At 52.1% G+C, this 17,294-nt stretch carries 18 protein-coding genes, 1 riboswitch and 1 other annotated feature; of the genes, 15 read left to right on the top strand and 3 right to left on the bottom strand.

All coding sequences use genetic code 11. The features are described 5' to 3' along the window. Positions 1-21: 21 nt before the first annotated feature. Both Q0L39_RS04910 and Q0L39_RS04905 read left to right on the top strand, forming a co-directional pair. Positions 22-1,689, top strand: a complete 1,668-nt coding sequence (locus Q0L39_RS04910; RefSeq protein ID WP_296627215.1) for a peptide ABC transporter substrate-binding protein — start codon at positions 22-24, stop codon at positions 1,687-1,689. 151 nt (positions 1,690-1,840) lie between these two features. Then, complete coding sequence (locus Q0L39_RS04905) at positions 1,841-2,212, top strand: hypothetical protein (protein WP_296627214.1); 372 nt, start codon at positions 1,841-1,843, stop codon at positions 2,210-2,212. On the opposite strand, the gene Q0L39_RS04900 is transcribed toward Q0L39_RS04905, so the two are convergent. Next, on the bottom strand, positions 2,207-3,100 hold the full coding sequence (locus Q0L39_RS04900; protein WP_296627213.1) for a radical SAM/SPASM domain-containing protein: 894 nt from the start codon (positions 3,098-3,100) through the stop codon (positions 2,207-2,209). The genes Q0L39_RS04905 and Q0L39_RS04900 overlap by 6 nt on opposite strands. Positions 3,101-3,253: 153 nt before the next feature. Between Q0L39_RS04900 and Q0L39_RS04895 the strand changes: the two genes are divergently transcribed. Genes Q0L39_RS04895 through Q0L39_RS04885 form a run of 3 tightly spaced genes read left to right on the top strand, consistent with a single transcriptional unit; the run spans position 3,254 to position 5,392 of the window. Continuing rightward, positions 3,254-3,424 (top strand): protein CrcB-like protein, encoded by a 171-nt coding sequence (locus tag Q0L39_RS04895; protein ID WP_296627212.1) that lies wholly within the window; start codon positions 3,254-3,256, stop codon positions 3,422-3,424. A 45-nt stretch (positions 3,425-3,469) separates the two neighbouring features. After that, positions 3,470-4,828: a 23S rRNA (uracil(1939)-C(5))-methyltransferase RlmD gene (gene rlmD, locus Q0L39_RS04890; RefSeq protein ID WP_296627211.1), complete on the top strand. Its 1,359-nt coding sequence runs from the start codon at positions 3,470-3,472 to the stop codon at positions 4,826-4,828. Positions 4,829-4,882: 54 nt separating this feature from the next. Continuing rightward, entirely contained in the window at positions 4,883-5,392 is a 510-nt protein-coding gene (locus Q0L39_RS04885) for a 2'-5' RNA ligase family protein (RefSeq protein WP_296627210.1), read from the top strand. Positions 5,393-5,703: 311 nt separating this feature from the next. On the opposite strand, the gene Q0L39_RS04880 is transcribed toward Q0L39_RS04885, so the two are convergent. After that, a complete protein-coding gene (locus Q0L39_RS04880; protein ID WP_296627209.1) occupies positions 5,704-7,413 on the bottom strand; it encodes a proline--tRNA ligase in 1,710 nt (569 codons plus the stop codon). 60 nt (positions 7,414-7,473) lie between these two features. Beyond that, positions 7,474-7,711 (bottom strand) — a binding site (T-box leader). A gap of 346 nt (positions 7,712-8,057) precedes the next feature. Further along, positions 8,058-8,165: riboswitch (TPP riboswitch) on the top strand. 318 nt (positions 8,166-8,483) lie between these two features. Here Q0L39_RS04880 and thiW point away from each other — a divergent pair. The 8 genes from thiW (at position 8,484) to Q0L39_RS04840 (ending at position 14,074) form a co-directional block, all read left to right on the top strand. Then, positions 8,484-9,002, top strand: a complete 519-nt coding sequence (gene thiW, locus Q0L39_RS04875) for an energy coupling factor transporter S component ThiW (RefSeq protein WP_296627208.1) — start codon at positions 8,484-8,486, stop codon at positions 9,000-9,002. Positions 9,003-9,026: 24 nt separating this feature from the next. Further along, positions 9,027-9,848: a hydroxyethylthiazole kinase gene (gene thiM, locus Q0L39_RS04870; RefSeq protein WP_296627207.1), complete on the top strand. Its 822-nt coding sequence runs from the start codon at positions 9,027-9,029 to the stop codon at positions 9,846-9,848. Then, positions 9,835-10,482: a thiamine phosphate synthase gene (gene thiE / locus Q0L39_RS04865; RefSeq protein ID WP_296627206.1), complete on the top strand. Its 648-nt coding sequence runs from the start codon at positions 9,835-9,837 to the stop codon at positions 10,480-10,482. Before thiM ends, thiE begins: the two co-directional genes overlap by 14 nt. Then, positions 10,475-11,101: an HAD family phosphatase gene (locus Q0L39_RS04860; RefSeq protein WP_296627205.1), complete on the top strand. Its 627-nt coding sequence runs from the start codon at positions 10,475-10,477 to the stop codon at positions 11,099-11,101. The genes thiE and Q0L39_RS04860 overlap by 8 nt, the downstream gene beginning before the upstream one ends. Before the next feature lie 139 nt (positions 11,102-11,240). Next, positions 11,241-12,038 (top strand): bifunctional hydroxymethylpyrimidine kinase/phosphomethylpyrimidine kinase, encoded by a 798-nt coding sequence (thiD, locus tag Q0L39_RS04855; protein WP_296627204.1) that lies wholly within the window; start codon positions 11,241-11,243, stop codon positions 12,036-12,038. Further along, entirely contained in the window at positions 12,035-12,643 is a 609-nt protein-coding gene (locus tag Q0L39_RS04850; RefSeq protein WP_296627203.1) for an energy-coupled thiamine transporter ThiT, read from the top strand. The genes thiD and Q0L39_RS04850 overlap by 4 nt, the downstream gene beginning before the upstream one ends. 1 nt (position 12,644) lies before the next feature. Beyond that, a complete protein-coding gene (locus tag Q0L39_RS04845; protein WP_296627202.1) occupies positions 12,645-13,313 on the top strand; it encodes a TENA/THI-4 family protein in 669 nt (222 codons plus the stop codon). A gap of 149 nt (positions 13,314-13,462) precedes the next feature. Then, positions 13,463-14,074 (top strand): sugar O-acetyltransferase, encoded by a 612-nt coding sequence (locus Q0L39_RS04840; RefSeq protein WP_296627232.1) that lies wholly within the window; start codon positions 13,463-13,465, stop codon positions 14,072-14,074. A 67-nt stretch (positions 14,075-14,141) separates the two neighbouring features. Here Q0L39_RS04840 and Q0L39_RS04835 read toward each other — a convergent pair whose 3' ends face one another. Then, positions 14,142-15,032, bottom strand: a complete 891-nt coding sequence (locus Q0L39_RS04835; protein ID WP_296627201.1) for a LysR family transcriptional regulator — start codon at positions 15,030-15,032, stop codon at positions 14,142-14,144. Positions 15,033-15,175: 143 nt separating this feature from the next. Between Q0L39_RS04835 and Q0L39_RS04830 the strand changes: the two genes are divergently transcribed. Together Q0L39_RS04830 and tsaA are read left to right on the top strand one after the other, a co-directional pair. Beyond that, positions 15,176-16,204 carry a YeiH family protein gene (locus Q0L39_RS04830; RefSeq protein WP_296627200.1) on the top strand — a complete coding sequence of 343 codons (1,029 nt, stop codon included), beginning with the start codon at positions 15,176-15,178 and terminating at the stop codon, positions 16,202-16,204. Positions 16,205-16,399: 195 nt separating this feature from the next. Then, the gene (gene tsaA, locus Q0L39_RS04825) at positions 16,400-17,101 is read left to right on the top strand and encodes a tRNA (N6-threonylcarbamoyladenosine(37)-N6)-methyltransferase TrmO (protein WP_296627199.1); all 702 of its coding nucleotides are present in this window, start codon (positions 16,400-16,402) and stop codon (positions 17,099-17,101) included. Positions 17,102-17,294 lie beyond the last annotated feature (193 nt).

Below are 17,294 nucleotides of genomic sequence, written 5' to 3'. Positions count from 1 at the left end.
AGGGTAAATGGGGGAAAAACAGTGAAAAAAGTTTTAGCTTTACTGCTTGCAATGCTCCTTTCCGTTTCGGTTCTCAGCGGCTGCGGCTCGAATGAGCAGACAACCGACGAACAGACCACCGAACAGACACAGGAAACCGAAAAAACGCCAACCTCCAGTGCAGACAATATGGTCAGCAACGACTGCAAAGGTGATGTACTGACCTGGAATCTGGGCGGCGACAGCGAGGCGCTCGATCCGGCATGGAGCGTTTCTTCGGGCAGCATGAGTGTAGTCAATAACACCTTTGAAGGTTTGATGCGCAACACCGGCAGCGGCGCACAGCCGGCAATGGCAGCGGATATGCCGCAGGAAAAGGTCAACGAGGACGGCACCGTCACCCTGACCTACACTCTGCGCGACGCTTCCTGGTCGGATGGTGAGCCAGTCAAGGCACAGGATTTTGAATTTGCATGGAAACGCTGTGCAAACCCGGAAAACAACGCAAGCAACGCTTACCTGATGAGCGTTCTGACCGGTTATGACGACATTGCACAGGGACTGGCAGAGATCGACACACTGGGTGTCAAGGCAGTGGACGACAAGACACTGGAAGTCACCTTAAACCAGCAGACTCCATATTTTAATGAGCTGCTCTGCCTGCCGGCATTTATGCCGCTGCGCGAGGACCTGGTCAGCTCGGACAGCAGCTGGTCGAAAGACCCGACAAGAGCTGTTTCTAACGGACCATTCACTCTGGTCGGTTACACCGAGGGTGTTGAGTTCGTTTTGGAGAAGAACAAAGAGTACTGGAACAAGGACAGCATTTCTCTGGACTACATCGTTGCAAAGATGCTGGATGACAACTTTGCTCCGGTTGGCATGGCCTTCGGCGACATCGTGATGACCGACGGCGCTATCTCTCAGCCAGAAGATCAGACCGATACCGCAGGCAACACCGTTGAGGTACCGGAGCTTGCTTCCACCATCGAGGCTTCGACCGCTGCTTCCAACCGCGTGGTCAGCCTGGTAGTCAACGCCAACACCGGCAACGAGCTTTTGAAAAATGCAGACGTCCGTGCAGCACTTTCCAAGGCACTGGACCGCACCGCTGCAGCACAGGCTGCCGGCGGTGAAGCACTGACCTCTGTCAGCGGCGCACAGGAGATTCTCTCCGCTGCTGCGGATGATTCCGGAAAGAGCGTCATCGAAGCTGCACTGGCAGATGCCGGTGACAGCAGCACCATTGAAATCGTTTATCTGGACAACGAGCAGACTGCCGCTGCATTGCAGACCGTAAAATCTGCATGGGAAGCACTGGGTCTGACCGTCAACCTGACTGCACAGGATGCAGAGACCTTCAAGCTCAGCCGCAACAGCCTCCAGTACAGCGATGTACTGTGCAGCGTCTGGGAAGCAGATGTCAACGATCAGCAGCTCTACCTGCAGCCATACCTTTCTTCCAACCTCCAGTCTGGCTGCGGATACACCAATCCTGACTTTGACCAGCTGATGCTGGATGCGATGCAGGCAACCGGCGAGGAGCGTACCACCAAGCTGAATGAAGCAGAAAAGGTACTGGTGGACGATGCTTATGTGATGCCTTTGTACCGCAATGTCATCACCACAACCACCGATACCGCCAAGGTTTCCGGCTGGACCGTCGATGGCAACGGCATGTACTGGTTTGGCAGCACAACACTTGCATAAACAATGACTGAAAGACCTCCAAATACCTTTGGAGGTCTTTTTTTCGATTCATAAATAAAAAAGGCAGGAAGTATATTTCCCGCCTTTTTTGTGATACTAAAAGAAAAACGTGTGCTGTGGTGATTTTGTGTTAAAGAAAAGTGTTTCCTGTTTGATTCTGTTTTTGTTCGGTGGTATCTGCTATTCCTTTCTGGAGGTGCTCTGGCGTGGATTTACCCACTGGAGCATGTTTGTGCTGGGCGGGCTGTGCTATCTGCTGGTGGCACAGCTGGCTGTACGCTGCTGCGGCAGGCTGCCGCTGTGGTTCTGCTGCTTTGCCAGCTGTACCCTGATTACGGTTCTGGAATTTGTGACAGGGTGTCTGGTCAATTTGAAGCTGGGCTGGGATGTGTGGAACTATGCCGACCAGCCGCTTAATCTGATGGGCCAGGTCTGTCTGGGCTTTACCTCGCTGTGGTTTTTGCTGACCATTCCGGTCAGCGAGCTGGCGTTTCAGATGAAGCGCCGGCTGGAAAAATTATAGGATGGAATAACGCTGGGCGTATCCGCAGCGTCGGCAGAGTTCCTCCGAAGGAACGCGGCGGGAAAAACCGTCGTACAGTGCCCGTGCGCGCGGCGAGGAAAGGATTTCAGCCAGCGGCTGAGCGTAGATGTTGCCGAGGTTGATAACGCCTTCTGCATCCAGACAGCAGGGAACGACGGTGCCGTCGACCAGCACGCCGAACTGGTCGCGCAGTCCGTGACAAAAGACGCTGTTTGCGGGATCGTCTCGCTCAGGATCGGGCCAGGCAAACTTTTCGGCAGTTTCCAAATAGACCCGCGGATAGATCTGAACACTGGGCTTTTGTTCCAGCGCCTGTGCAGGATCAAAGTCGAGTTCAAAGAAGGTACGCACCTGGGCGAAGATGTCGACGTTGCGCTGATTCTGCGCTTTGAGCAGGGCGCTATCCTTGTTCCAGAGGCGCAGTACGCAGTAGATACCGGTCTGCTGGGAGGCGACGCGGCAAAAATGCAGGATGTCGGCAAGATAGTCCTCCAGCGTTTGACCAGTGCAGTTCGCCTCAAAGCTGTGCAGCGAGATGCTCACCCGATACATCGCAGGAGAGGAGAGCAGCAGCGCCTGCTGCTTTGCAATCAGGGTGCCGTTGGTGGTCAGCGACACCTTGAGATGATGGCTGTCGCACAGGGAAAGCAGCTCACCCAGTTCTGGATGCAGCAGCGGTTCGCCCATCAGATGCAGATAGACATAGTCGGTAAACGGTTGTACCTGGCAGAGCAGGCGGGAAAATTCCTCCACGCTGACAAAGCGCGGAGAACGTTTTGTTTTAGGACAGAAGGAGCAGCTGAGATTGCAGACATTGGTAATTTCAAGATACGCCTTTTTGTAAGGCTTGTTGGATTTTTTTGCCATGGTCGATTTCCTTTCCGAAAAAACGATTGCTGTTGACAGTATACCAGAAAAATACACAAAGCAGAAGGGCTCTGGTTGAAGCAGGGCCTTTTTTTTGTTATACTAACATCAACAAGAGAGAAAAATGCGCTCAAACCAAAGGAGAAATCGAAGATGGAATCCTATTGGCTGTTTTTGGTGCCGGCGATTGTCTGTGCGTTGTTTTCGCAGCAGATTGACCGTGCGTTTCATGCCGACCGACGCCTGCAAAAAGTCCTCCTGGTGTTTGCGGCAGGAGTTTTTGCTGTCAGTGCGATCGGTCTGGCGGCATCTTTGCTGGCGTAAAAAATAGAGAGTTCAAACGATGGAAAACAGAAATGGAGAAGGAATATGCTAAAGAAAAATCAGGTGGAAGAAGCAGTGATCACCGCGATGTCCTCGGACGGAAACGGCATAGCCAAAATTGATGGAATGGTGGTGTTTGTTCCATATACAGCGGTAGGGGACAGACTGAAAATAAAGATCGTCAAGGTGCAGAAAAATTACAGCTTCGGCATCGTGGAAGAACTGCTGGAACCGTCGCCCGACCGCGTGGACGACCATTGTCCGGTGTATAAAAAGTGCGGCGGCTGCTCTTTTCGGCATATCTCCTACGAGGCAGAACTGCGGCACAAAGCCGAGTTTGTGGAATCCAATCTTCGACGCTTGGGTGGACTGGAACCGACGATGCTGCCCATCACACCGTCGCCGCTGGTACAGGGTTACCGAAACAAGGCACAGTATCCCATTCGGGAGCACGATGGAAAAATCGAGGCGGGTTTTTTTGCAAAGCGCAGCCATCGGGTGATCTCCTGCGCCAGCTGTGATTTGCAGCCGGACTTTTTTGAGGACATCCTCGAATATACAAAACAGTTTCTGGAACAGCACAACATCTCTGCCTACAACGAGGAAACCGGCAAGGGAAAGGTGCGCCACCTGTACCTGCGCTATGGAGAGGTGTCCGGTCAGGTGATGGTCTGCCTGGTGCTCAACAGCGAGCGGATGCCGCATCAGCAGGAGTATGTGCAGGGACTGTTGGAGGTCTGCCCGAAGGTGTCCTCGGTGGTGCTCAATATCAACCGCGAGCAGAACAATGTTATCCTCGGACCAAAGTGTGTGACCATCTATGGCAGCGACACCATCGAGGACACCTTGTGCTCGGTGCGCTTTGAGCTGTCGCCATTAAGCTTCTACCAGGTCAACCGTCAGGCGGCACAGAAGCTGTATAAGCTGGCTGCCGAGATGGCGGATTTTCGCGGCGACGAGCTGCTGGTCGACCTGTACTGCGGCGCAGGAACCATCGGTCTGTCGATGGCATCCAAGGTGCGCGAACTGATCGGCGTGGAGATTGTGCCGGATGCAGTGGAAAATGCCCGCGCCAATGCCAAACGCTGCGGCGTAGAGAATGCCCGCTTTATCTGTGCAGATGCCAAGGAAGCGGCAGTGCAGCTGGCAGAGGAAAATCTGCATCCCGATGTGATTGTGGTGGACCCGCCGCGCAAAGGCTGTGATGCGCAGGTATTGCAGGCGATTGCAGCGATGGCTCCTCAGCGTCTGGTGATGGTTTCCTGCAACAGTGCATCGCTTGCCCGCGACTGCAAGGAGCTTGCCGCACTGGGTTACCAGCTGGTGAAGGCGGCGCCTGTTGACCTGTTCCCGCGGACGACGCATGTAGAGTGCGTGGTGTTGATGGTAAAAGGACAGCAATGATTCACTTGTTTCTGGGGCAAGATGAAAGGGAATTAATATGGAGGGGAATGGTATATGGCAGAACAGTTTCTGACATTAATGGCAGATTTTGATGAAGAATCGCAGGCACTGATGAATGAATGGAGTAATCAATTAAAAAATGAGGGATTTGTTGGTACGCAGACACCCGGACTTCCGTTCCATATTAGTTTGGCAACTTTTGCACTTGATAAGGAGCAAGAGGTGATTTGCGAAATGCAACATCTGGCAAGAGAGTTTGCTGCTATACCGGTTCACATTAGTCACATTGGAATATTTGCAGGAGGCAAGGTTCTTTTTGCAGCTCCTGACATGAATCCCCCCAAACTTTTCTCACTTCGAGAAGCGATTCATATCAAAACCGATGAAACGTTTCCATGGACACCTCATGCTACGATATTGATTGATGAGACGGAAACAATATGCAACGCACTTCCTGTTTTGTTAAAATCCTTTCATCCGTTTATGGGAATGATTACAAAGCTACATTTGTGTGCATTCTGGCCCACGAGGGAAATTATGTCTGTTGATTTGCGTGAAGTGTAAATGAAGCTTCATGAAAGAAGATACATCCGATTTATTGACATATTCCCACAAAAGGATAAACACAGAAAGTACTGTAGATATGTTCCCTTGATTGTAAAAACAGCAAGGGCGTACACTCTATCCAGACGAACTATGTGGAAACAGTAGCTTTACTCTCCAAATGTGAGTAATCGCCTAACCTGTTGGAAAACAATCACGAAATAGAAATCGATAGATTCACCTGAGCAGAGTGAGTCTCAGAACACTTTTTATCAAATAGCAACGGCGGCAAGGAGAGAAATTTATCCTTGCCGCCGTTTTGTTATAACAGTTTATTTTACGTCAGACAATATTTTTAGTACTTCCTCTGTTGCCGTGTTGATAGAAACGTTTGCAGAAAAGCTCTTATCCCTTGAAACAATTTCAACGATATTCTGCTTCATGTTTCGTGGACTAACAATGATTCTAAAAGGTACACCGAGCAGGTCGGCATCCGAGAACATGACACCGGCACTTACGATACGGTCGTCATAAATGACCTCTACACCTTTATTTTGCAGTTCCTCATACAACTTGTCGGCATAACGTTTCACCTCAGCATCGTCGGCACGAACAGCGCAGAGGTGTACCTGCCAAGGTGCAACAGCCATCGGCCAGATCGGACCGTAATCATCGTGATGTGCTTCGCAAATCGAAGCGGCAAGTCTGCCGATACCGATACCGTAACATCCCATCAGAGGATATTGTGTTTCGCCGTTGCTGTCGATATAAGTCATATTCATGGACTTTGTATATTTGGTGCCGAGTTGGAAGATGTTTCCCACTTCAATACCACGGGATATAGTAATCATGGGTTTGCCGCAATGCGGACAGATGCCGCCCTCCTGAATCTTGGCAAAATCGTGGTATTCTGTGCCTTCGACATCGCGGCTCATATCAAGACCGGTATAGTGATACTCGTATACATTAGCGCCGCAGGCAAGATTGTTCATTCCCTCAAGGGAGCGATCATACAAAACGGTAAAATTGCCGTTCAGATTGACAGGACCGATATATCCTGCTGTTAATCCGCTTTCTTCGGTAATCACTGCCGGATGTATATCGTAGCCTAAATAGTTTGTGAGCTTGGTTTCATTGACATCCAGATCGCCGCGAATAAACAGTACAATATAGTGGTCATCTAAATTACTCTGGTAGACCACAGCCTTGCAGGAAGTCTTTTTATCACAATGCAGGAACGTGCATACTTCCTCAATGGTGTGGGTGTTCGGGGTATGCACGAGAGTCAGTTCATCAGAAACGTCGTTTCTTTTGTTGTGAAGGATGTTTTCAGCAGATTCCATATTCGCGCGGTAATCACATTCCGTGCAGATGGCAATAGAATCTTCACCGATAGGGGTGAGCAGCATAAACTCGTGGGAAATACTGCCACCCATCATACCGGAATCAGCAGCGACGGAAATAACTTCCGGCAGACCGACTCTTGCATAAATACGCTCATAAGCCTGATGGAACCTGTCGTAATATTCCTCCAAATCTGCCTGACTGGTATGGAAGGAGTACGCATCCTTCATCGTAAATTCACGCACACGGATCAGTCCGGCTCTCGGTCTTGCTTCATCACGAAACTTGGTCTGGATTTGGTACACCATGAAGGGATATTTTACATGGCTCTTACCATAATCACGCACAAGATGAACAGCAGCTTCTTCATGTGTCATACCAAGCACAAGAGGACTGCCGTTTCGGTCGTTGAAACGAGCCATTTCTTTGCCAATGCTTTCATATCTTCCAGACTCCTGCCAAAGAGATGCAGGCATAACGACGGGAAATTGAACCTCCTGTCCGTCGATTGCATCCATTTCCTCGCGAATGATCTGTTCGATTTTGCGGGTCACTCTTTTTAACGGCATATAGGAAGAATAAATGCCGTTTGCCACATACTTCATGTAGCCGCCACGCACCATCAAAGCGTGGCTGTCAACGAGACAATCTGACGGTCTTTCTCGGAAACGATCTCCGACAAGTTTCTCAAGTTTCATATTATGATACCTCCATTTTGTTTTTGAACACAAAAAAAGCCCTAAGCCGACACTACGTCAGCTTAGGGCGAACTATAAACAAGTCCGTGGTACCACCTAAATTCGGATAAAATCCGCACTTTCCGGCACAGGGTAAAATCCGATGCCATATCTCTGTAACGGGAGAACCCGATGAGGCCTACTATTATTTCAGCTCACAGCTCAAAGATGGGTTGGGCATCTTTTCATGAAGGGCTCGCACCGACCGCCTTCTCTCTGAAAATCCGAGATGCTTACTATTTCTTATCATAGCTTTTGTGTTCAATTTCGTAAAGTCTACCACAAAATATCAGTTTTGTACAGAGCTTGCCTGAAACTACTTCTACACTTTCGACTGCTCATTGTAGTTCGGTTTTTCAGCCGTTTTCACTGACTGTTATCTGCTAAAATGTCCCTAAGTAATCCAAGCGGGTCAGGATTTCCATGGAGGACAAAATCTGGCGGCAAAAGGAAGCAGAGGAAAGTATGAACCTAGTTTGGTGCAATGAACAGCTAAGCAGAAACCGTCGCTCCGCTGGTTCAAAACGCACGGTAACACAGCGGCACGATGATCCACCATCGGACAAAAATACTTGCAATCGGACAAAACTTGCGGTATAATAATACAGCAAAAACAGGGGAGCTTGTATGGCAGGCTGAGAGGAAGTCATCTTAACTTCGACCCTTAACCTGATGCGGATAATGCCGCCGTAGGAAGTATAAAACTGCTTTTTCGGAGACACCTCATCAGGTGTCTCCTGTTTTTTTGCACTTTTTTGAAGGGAGGCAGAAGGGGAATTCCGCGAGATAACCGCGGCGGACAAAGGGGGAGCGCCCTGGGTCTTGTAATAACAGCGATGGGAAGCCGTGTTCCGGCGTGAGAGGAGACCAGCAAGTCTCGACCGATTTCTTCCGATACCTTCTGAACAACGGTTCAGGAGGCCAAAAGGGCTGTGTGGAATCCACCGGCTTTGTTTCATGGATGCAATTTCATGGGAGAAGCGTCGCTGTTTTTGCCCGTTTCTCTGTCAAACATCAAAGGAGTGTCAACGATGAGAAAAAGTAATGTTCAAAAATTATGTATTGCCGGTATTTTGTGTGCGGTTGCCGTCGTGGGCAGCCTGTTTTCCTTCCCTGTCTTTGGCAGCAAGTGTGCGCCGGTGCAGCACATGGTCAACATCCTGTGCGCAGTGCTGCTCGGTCCTGGTTACGGACTGGGTGTCGCCTTTGCAGCCAGCCTGATCCGCAATCTGCTGGGACTGGGCAGTCTGATGGCCTTTCCTGGCAGCATGTTCGGCGCGCTGCTGTGCGGACTGATGTACTACAAAGTCCCGAAGCTGCTCCCGACCCTGATCGCCGAGGTCTTTGGCACCTCCATTCTGGGCGGATTGTGCGCTTATCCGGTTGCAATCCTGCTGATGGGCCAGCCTGCTGGTGAAGTGATGTTCTATGCTTATATTATTCCGTTCTTTGTTTCCACAGCAGGCGGTGCAGTGCTGTCCGGTATCCTGCTCTACTCGCTGCAAAGAGGCGGCGTGCTTCATCAGATGCAGGCCCAGCTGAGCCACTAACAGAGGAAAAAGGAGGAAAATGATATGCTTGGAAAGATGCTTGCCAATGTGCGCGAAAAAAATCCGCTGATTCACAATATCACCAACTATGTCACCGTCAACGACTGCGCCAATATTCTGCTGGCGTGCGGAGCATCGCCGATTATGGCCGACGATGTGGACGAGGTGGAGGAGATCACCTCCCTCTGTGCAGGACTGAATATCAATATCGGCACGCTGAATCAGCACACCATCCCTGCGATGATTGCCGCAGGAAAGCAGGCCAACCGCCTGCATCATCCGGTGCTGCTTGATCCAGTGGGCGCCGGAGCTTCGACGCTGCGCACCAACACGGCGCTGCAGCTGCTGAAGGAGGTACAGTTTACCGTTATCCGCGGCAATATCTCGGAAATCAAGACGCTGGCGATGGGCAGCGGCAGCACCAAAGGTGTGGATGCTGATGTCGCCGACCAGGTCACCGAGCAGAATCTCGATCAGGCAGTTGCCTTTGCAAAGGAATTTGCGGCAAAAACCGGCGCGGTTATCGCCATCACCGGCGCTATCGACATTGTCGCAGATGCCAAGACCGCTTACTGTATCCGCAACGGTCATCCGATGATGAGCAAAATCACCGGAACCGGCTGCCAGCTCTCGGCGATGACCACCGCTTACCTTGCGGCAAATCCGACAGAACCGTTGGCAGCAACCGCCGCGGCGGTCTGTGCGATGGGACTGTGCGGACAGAAGGCACAGGAACGGTTGGGTGAGCAGGACGGCAACCTGAGCTACCGCGGCTATATCATCGACGCGGTGGACCACCTGACACCGGACGAACTGGAAAGAGGGGCAATGTATGAATTGCGATAAAAAGATGATGCGCCTGTATGCCGTCACCGACCGTGCATGGACAGGCAAGATGAGCCTGTACGAGCAGGTGGAAGCTGCCTTGCAAGGCGGCGCAACCTGTGTGCAGTTGCGGGAAAAACATCTGGATCGGGAAACATTTCTGCAGGAGGCGCGCGACCTGGTGCAGCTGTGCCATCGTTACGGCGTGCCGTTCATCGTCAATGACGAGGTAGACATCGCAGTTGAATGTGGAGCAGACGGCGTCCATGTCGGTCAGGAGGATATGGAGGCGGCAGACGTCCGCGCAAAGGTAGGACCGCAGATGATGATCGGCGTTTCGGCGCATACCGTGGAGGAAGCGCTGGAGGCGGTCAAAAACGGCGCGGACTATCTGGGCGTCGGCGCGGTATTTTCCACCTCCACCAAGACCGACGTATCCGTCCTTTCGATGGAAACGCTGCAGGCAATCTGCAATGCGGTCAAGGTTCCGGTGGTCGCCATCGGCGGCATCTCGGAACACAATCTGATGCAGCTGTCCGGCAGTGGTGTGGACGGTGTCGCGGTGGTTTCGGCAATCTTTGCTGCCGAGGATCCAAAGGCAGCCGCCCAAAAACTGCGCGAGCTGTCGGACAAAATGGTTTTGGGCAATGAATAAACAATTTGCCATCTTTGATATGGACGGGACGCTCATCGACTCGATGGGCGTCTGGAACCATCTGGCACAGGAGTATCTGGCGAGTTTGGGAATCACTGCCATTTCGGATGAAGTGATGCAGACCATCGCACCGATGACCTTGTCCGAGTCGGCAGCCTTTTTTGTCCGGCATTATGCGCTGGAATGTTCTGCGCAGCAGGCAGAGGAACAGATGCTGCGGATGATCGAGAAACACTACCGCGAGGACATCCCACTCAAAGCAGGAGTAAAGGAATATTTGCAGGAGCAGAAGGCACAGGGCGTGCAGATGTGCGTGGCTTCTGCCACCGCCATGCCGCTGATGCAGGCGTGTCTGCAGCGGTTGGAGGTGCTGTCTCTGTTTGATTTTCTGCTCTCCTGCGAGGAGCTTTGCACCAGTAAACGGGAACCGCTGATCTATCTGGAGGCAGCGCGGCGGTTTGAACAGCGTCCGCAGGAGATTGCCGTCTATGAAGATGCTCTGTATGCGCTGCAAACGGCGCGACAGGCCGGATTTTTCACCGTCGGCGTGTATGAAAAGACGACGGCGGAGGAATGGGAAGAAATCAGCCGGACGGCAGACCGGACAATCAAATTTTAATATATGGGAAATTTTTCACCGAAGTTTTCACCTCCGGTGGAATTTCTGCGGAGAAAATCCTTCGCAAGCGGCAGATTGGGGGCACCACCTTCCGTCGCTTTATAAAAATAGTGCTGAACAAACGAGAGGAGAATGAACGATGAGAACAGCATTATCAATCGCAGGAAGCGATTCCAGCGGAGGCGCCGGTATTCAGGCAGACATGAAAACCATGGCTACAAACGGTGTTTATGCGATGACGGCAATCACCGCCCTGACCGCACAGAACACCACCGGCGTGCGCGCAATCATGGAGGTTACTCCCGAATTTTTAAAGCAACAGATCGACGCAGTGTTTGAGGACATCCGTCCGGATGCCGTCAAGATCGGCATGGTATCTTCGGCAGCACTGGTGGAGGTCATCGCCGAACGGCTGGTACACTATCAGGCGGAAAATATCGTGGTCGATCCGGTGATGGTGGCGACCAGCGGATCGGTGCTTTCTCAGGACAGCGCCGTCAGTGTGATGAAGGAAAAGCTGCTGCCGCTGGCGACGGTGATCACACCAAACATCCCAGAAGCACAGATTTTGTCGGGCATGACCATCGAAAATGAGCAGCAGATGGAGCAGGCAGCCAAACAGATCGGCGACAGCTGCGGCTGTGCGGTTCTGTGCAAAGGCGGTCACAGTATCAACGACGCCAACGACCTGCTGTATGCAGACGGAGAGTTTACCTGGTTTCATGGAAAGCGCATCGACAATCCAAACACCCATGGAACAGGATGCACGCTGTCCAGCGCCATTGCCTCCAATCTGGCAAAGGGCTATGACCTGAAGACCTCGATTCAGCGCGCCAAGGATTACATCTCCGGTGCGCTTGCAAGCATGATGAACCTGGGACACGGTTCGGGTCCGCTGGATCACCTGTTTGACAAGGAAGGTGTGTTCCGCGCATGAGCCTGACTGTTGTCATCACCGTCACCTTCGTGGTTGTCTATTTTGGGGTGACCCTCTTTTTGTGCCGCGGAGTAAAGCTGTCTACCCGTGAAATCTGTCTGTGCGGTTTGTGCATCGCCATGAGTCTGGTGTTGGAGTCGTTCCGCATTCCATTGCCCACCGGCGCGACCGTCCCGTTTGCTTCGATGGTTCCGCTGATGATGCTGTCCATCGTGGATCAGCCGCGCGTCGCCTTTCTCAGCGGCTGGGTGTGCGGCATTCTGGCAATGTTTTTTGTGCCGGCATGGCAGCCGGTTCACTGGGGCCAGATCTTTGTCGAGCAGTTGGTCTGCTTTTCCTGCTTGGGTTATGCCGGCATCTTTGGCAGCGACAAACGCTGGAAGGTGCTGTGCGGCATCGTACTGGCGTCGGTGCTCCGCTTCTGCGGACATCTGCTCAGCGGCGTCGTCTTTTTTTCTCAGAATGCCTGGGACGGATGGGGCGCATGGGGATACAGCTTTGGATACAACCTGTCGCAGAATCTGCCGCTGATTTTGATGTCGGCGGTTATTGTGCTGGCGCTGCCGCTCAAAACGCTGGGAAGAATGGTCAAAAGGAGTGCATAACATGAGCTTTGTAGAACAGTGTGTACAGGACAGCCTGCCAATCTGGGAACAGTGTCTGAACAGTCCGTTTCTGACCGCGATGGCCGACGGCAGCCTGCCTGAAGAATGTTTTAAAGGATATATCGTGGACGACAGCCTCTATCTGCGCGAATATGCGCGGGTATTTGCCTATGGTATCCTGTATGCCAAGGATATGGAGGAGATCCGCACCTATTATTCGCTGTTGTCCTTTGTCAACGAGTCGGAGGATTCGACCCGCCGCTATTATGTCCATCGCTATGGACTGGACGATGAAGCCATCCAGCGTCTGCCGCTGCGTCCGCAGAATCAGGCCTATGTCGACCGGATGCTACAGGCGGCAAAAGACTCCGAAGGTCCTGCCGAGTGTATGATGGCGTGTCTGCCGTGCATGCTCAGCTATGGCTGGATTTTTGAACGCCTGCTGCGCGAGCATCCGCAGGTACAGCAGACGGTCTATGGACGGTTTGTCAGTGACTATGCGGGCGATTATTATGAGAAGCTGTGCAAAGAGTGGATCGGCTTTGCCGAGAAAGCCTGTGCAAATCTCAGCGAGCAGCGCAAAGAAACCTGTATGAAAATCTTCCGCGACTGCTCCGAGCACGAGCTGCACTTCTGGGAGATGAGCATGCAGCCGCGTGCCGATGTCTAAACGATAAAAAACAGCCCTCGTCTGAGGGCTGTTTTTTGCTGTGCAGAAAATGAGCAGCTTTTCTTTCGGGGGAAAATCTGCTAAACTGTATTGGTGTGTAATAAAAATCGTCACAGAGAGGAAGTTGTATCGTGGAGAAACAGAAGAAGATGAGTGTGGAAGAACTGATGAAAACCGATACGCCTTACTGTTCACGGCATGGGCAGATTGATCCGTCCTTGCAGGCGCGGGCAAAGGAGCTGGTTTGGGAGTACAACATGAGCCGTCCCAGCGAAGGAGAAAAAAGAAAACGACTGTTAAAACAGCTGCTGGGAAGCTGCACGGAGCTTACCTTTATTGAGCCGCCTTTTCACTGCGACTATGGATTTAACATCCATTTTGAAGGTATGGCGCTGCTCAACTATAACTGTATGATGCTGGATACCTCGCCCATCCATATCGGAGCAGATGTGTTTATCGGGCCAGGTTGCTGCCTGACCTGTGCAGGCCATGCGCTTGATCCGCAGCAGCGCAAAGAGGGAATCGGCGACTCGGCTCCTATCCGGCTGGAGGACGGCGTGTGGCTGGGTGCAAACTGCACCGTTTGCGCCGGTGTCACCATCGGAGCGGGCAGTGTTATCGGCGCTGGCAGCGTAGTGACCAAGGATATTCCTGCCGGTGTCATCGCTGTGGGTGTTCCTTGCCGTGTACTGCGTCCGATCACCGAACAGGACCGCATGGAACTGAGCTGCCCTGATGGAAAAAATTATCTGTTTAAATAGTGGCTTTCGGTAGGATAAAAAAACAACAACCCTCGGGATTTCGTCCCGAGGGTTGTTGTTTTTCAGGTCAGCAGGAGGAGTCGGTTGGCTGGAGCAGATCGAAGACCTCGCGATAATAGGAGCCAAACACGCTGCCTTTGCGCCACAGGAAGGTAAAATCGTGGGTGATCTGGCAGTCGTCCAGCTGAATTTCCTGCAAGGTACCACAAGCAAGCTCCTTCTGTACCGCCGGATAATAGAAAAAGGAGATGCCCACGCCGGCAGTCACCAGCGCCTTGATGGTGTCCAGACTGCCCAGCTCGCTGCAATGGGAAAAATCGTGCAGCGTCAGATTGCGCTCCTCCAATACCCTCTGAAGCACTTCACGGGTGCCGGAGCCTTCTTCACGCACCAGCAGGTGCTCGTCCAGCAGCTGTTCCAGCGAGTAACTGCCCTGAGCACAGGGATGCTCAGGCGCACACACCGGCAGATAGCGCTCGGTGCGGTAGGGAAGGCTGTCGTAGTCCTGCTTGGCAAAGAAGCCTTCGACAATGGCAAAGTCGATCTGTCCCTGGTCGAGCATCCGCAGCAGATCGGCGGTGTTGGAGACAATCATCCGCAGATGCAGCTCGGGCTGCTGTTGCAGCAGTCGGATCAGCGGCTGAGGCATGACGTATTCTCCGATGGTCAGTGTGGAGCCGAAGTCCAGCCGCCGGTGGGAGGAAAGATCGCGGATGGCTTCCTTCAGATGATGGGCGTCATGGCGCATAGTGGTAGCTGTCTGCAAAAACAGCTGACCGGCTTCGGTCAGTGAGAGCTGTTTTCCCTGATAGACAAACAGCTTTGCACCATACTCCTCCTCCAGTGCGCGGATGTGCTGAGATACCGCCGGTTGGGTGATGTGTAATAGCTGTGCAGCGCGGGTCAGATTCATCGTCTGGCAGACGGCCAGAAAGGTTTCGATGCGGAAATTGAGCATCCCGAAACCACCTCCTTCAATAGATTTATCATAACATATTTTTATACAAAAATAAAGAATGATAATTTTACATAATGGTCAATCAGCTGTATACTGTCTACTGGCAAGAAAAGGAAAAAATAGAGATATGAGGAGGAACAAACGTGAATCAAGTGAAAAAACTGGCGCCTGGCGTGCTGCTGTGCCTGGTGATTGCCATTCCGTGCTGGCTGCTTGGAAAGGCATTCCCGATCATCGGAGGCTCGGTATTTGCAATTTTGGCCGGTATGGTGATCGCCCTGTTTTACCGGCAGAAAAACAGCACACAGGCAGGAATTTTATATACATCCAAAAAGGTGCTGCAATATGCGGTCATCCTGCTGGGATTTGGTCTGAATCTCTCCGAAATCGCAGAGGTAGGCGCGACCTCACTGCCGATTATTCTGTCCACCATCTCGACTTCGCTGATTGTATCCTATCTGCTGCACCATCTGATGAAGATGCCGGTCAATATCTCCACGCTGGTGGGCGTCGGTTCTTCCATCTGCGGCGGCTCTGCCATTGCGGCAACAGCGCCGGTTATCGGTGCAGACGACGAGGAAATTGCCCAGTCGATTTCGGTCATCTTTCTGTTTAACGTCATTGCAGCACTGATCTTCCCGACGCTGGGAACCATGCTGGGAATGAGCAACGAAGGATTTGGACTGTTTGCCGGAACCGCAGTCAACGATACCTCGTCGGTGACAGCGGCAGCAGCGGCGTGGGACGGTATGCATCCAGGCGCAAATGCGCTGGACCGTGCGACCATCGTCAAACTGACCCGCACACTGGCAATCATCCCAATCACACTGGTACTGGCTCTGTGGCGCACTTGGCGCGCAAAGAAGCAGGGAAGCGCTGAGCAGAACAATTTCTCGCTCAAAAAAGTGTTCCCGTTTTTTATCCTGTTCTTTGTGCTGGCTTCGGTGATCACTACCGTTTCGGTTTCGGCAGGAGTGGATGCGTCCTTCTTTGCTCCGTTTAAAGAGCTGTCCAAGTTCTTCATCGTCATGGCAATGGCGGCGATTGGCCTGAACACCGATCTGGTCAAACTCATCAAGACCGGCGGAAAACCAATCTTCATGGGCTTGTGCTGCTGGATTGCGATTGCAGCCGTCAGCCTGGGAATGCAGCACGTTCTGCACATCTGGTAAGCAATCTCGTTCATTTTTATATCTTCCCGAAGAAATCCCTTTGCACTGTCCGCAATGTTCAGTGCAAAGGGATTTCGTTTCTGTGAAAATAATGTCCGATATTTCCTATCTCAAGAGCAAGACGGAAAGACTCGCGGAACATCCCTTTTTGTGCTATAATGGCACTATCAAACCGCAACAGAAGGAAGTGCTATTATGACAGAACAGTTTCCGGTGAAGATCATTGCGCGCATCCACAGTGATTTTCCCTCCAAGTTTGGAATCCCGCGCCAAAGCGGGCTGGTGCAGGAACTGCGCGCCACCATCGTCTTTGAACCGGAGTACCGTGACCCACAGGCACTGCGCGGACTGGAAGATTTTTCGCATCTCTGGCTGATCTGGCAGTTTTCGCAGGCAGTGCGGGAAAACTGGTCTCCAACGGTGCGTCCGCCAAAGCTGGGCGGTAATACCCGCATGGGCGTGTTTGCCACCCGTTCACCGTTCCGTCCAAATCCTATCGGACTGTCCTCGGTCAAGCTGGAGGGCATCGAGAAGCATCCCAAATACGGATGGGTACTGCGGGTGTCGGGAGCAGACCTGATGGACGGCACGCCGATTCTGGACATCAAACCTTATCTGCCTTACACCGACAGCCACCCAGAGGCAACAGGCGGCTTTACCGATGAGCTGCATCTGCATCCGTTGCAGGTGGTGATTCCGGAGGAGTGGATGGAGCGGATTCCGTCCGACCAGCGTCAGGCGCTGATCGGTGTGTTGGGACATGACCCAAGACCTTCCTATCAGGAGGACCCTGAACGGGTGTACGGCTTTGTGTTTGGAAAACAGGAGATTCGTTTCACCGTGCGCGACCATGTGCTGACCGTATGTGAGGTGCGGGAAGATACCCCACAAAAATAGAACACCCAAATAACAAAGAGCGTCGGAAGTTTCCTCCGACGCTCTTTGTTATTTGGGTGTTTGGTTCCCGTTTGAAGGATCGGGCATACAATGGTACAGGGGAAACCCGAACATTGTAAGGAGGTGACCAACTATAGGAAGTCAAGTCATTTGCGAAGAAATTTTTAGTGACGAAAAAAGAGCGCAGGAAAGC

The sequence above is a fragment of the uncultured Negativibacillus sp. genome (assembly GCF_944388365.1).
In the GTDB taxonomy this organism is placed as follows: domain Bacteria; phylum Bacillota; class Clostridia; order Oscillospirales; family Ruminococcaceae; genus Negativibacillus.
This window is presented reverse-complemented; position numbering and strand designations above follow the sequence as displayed.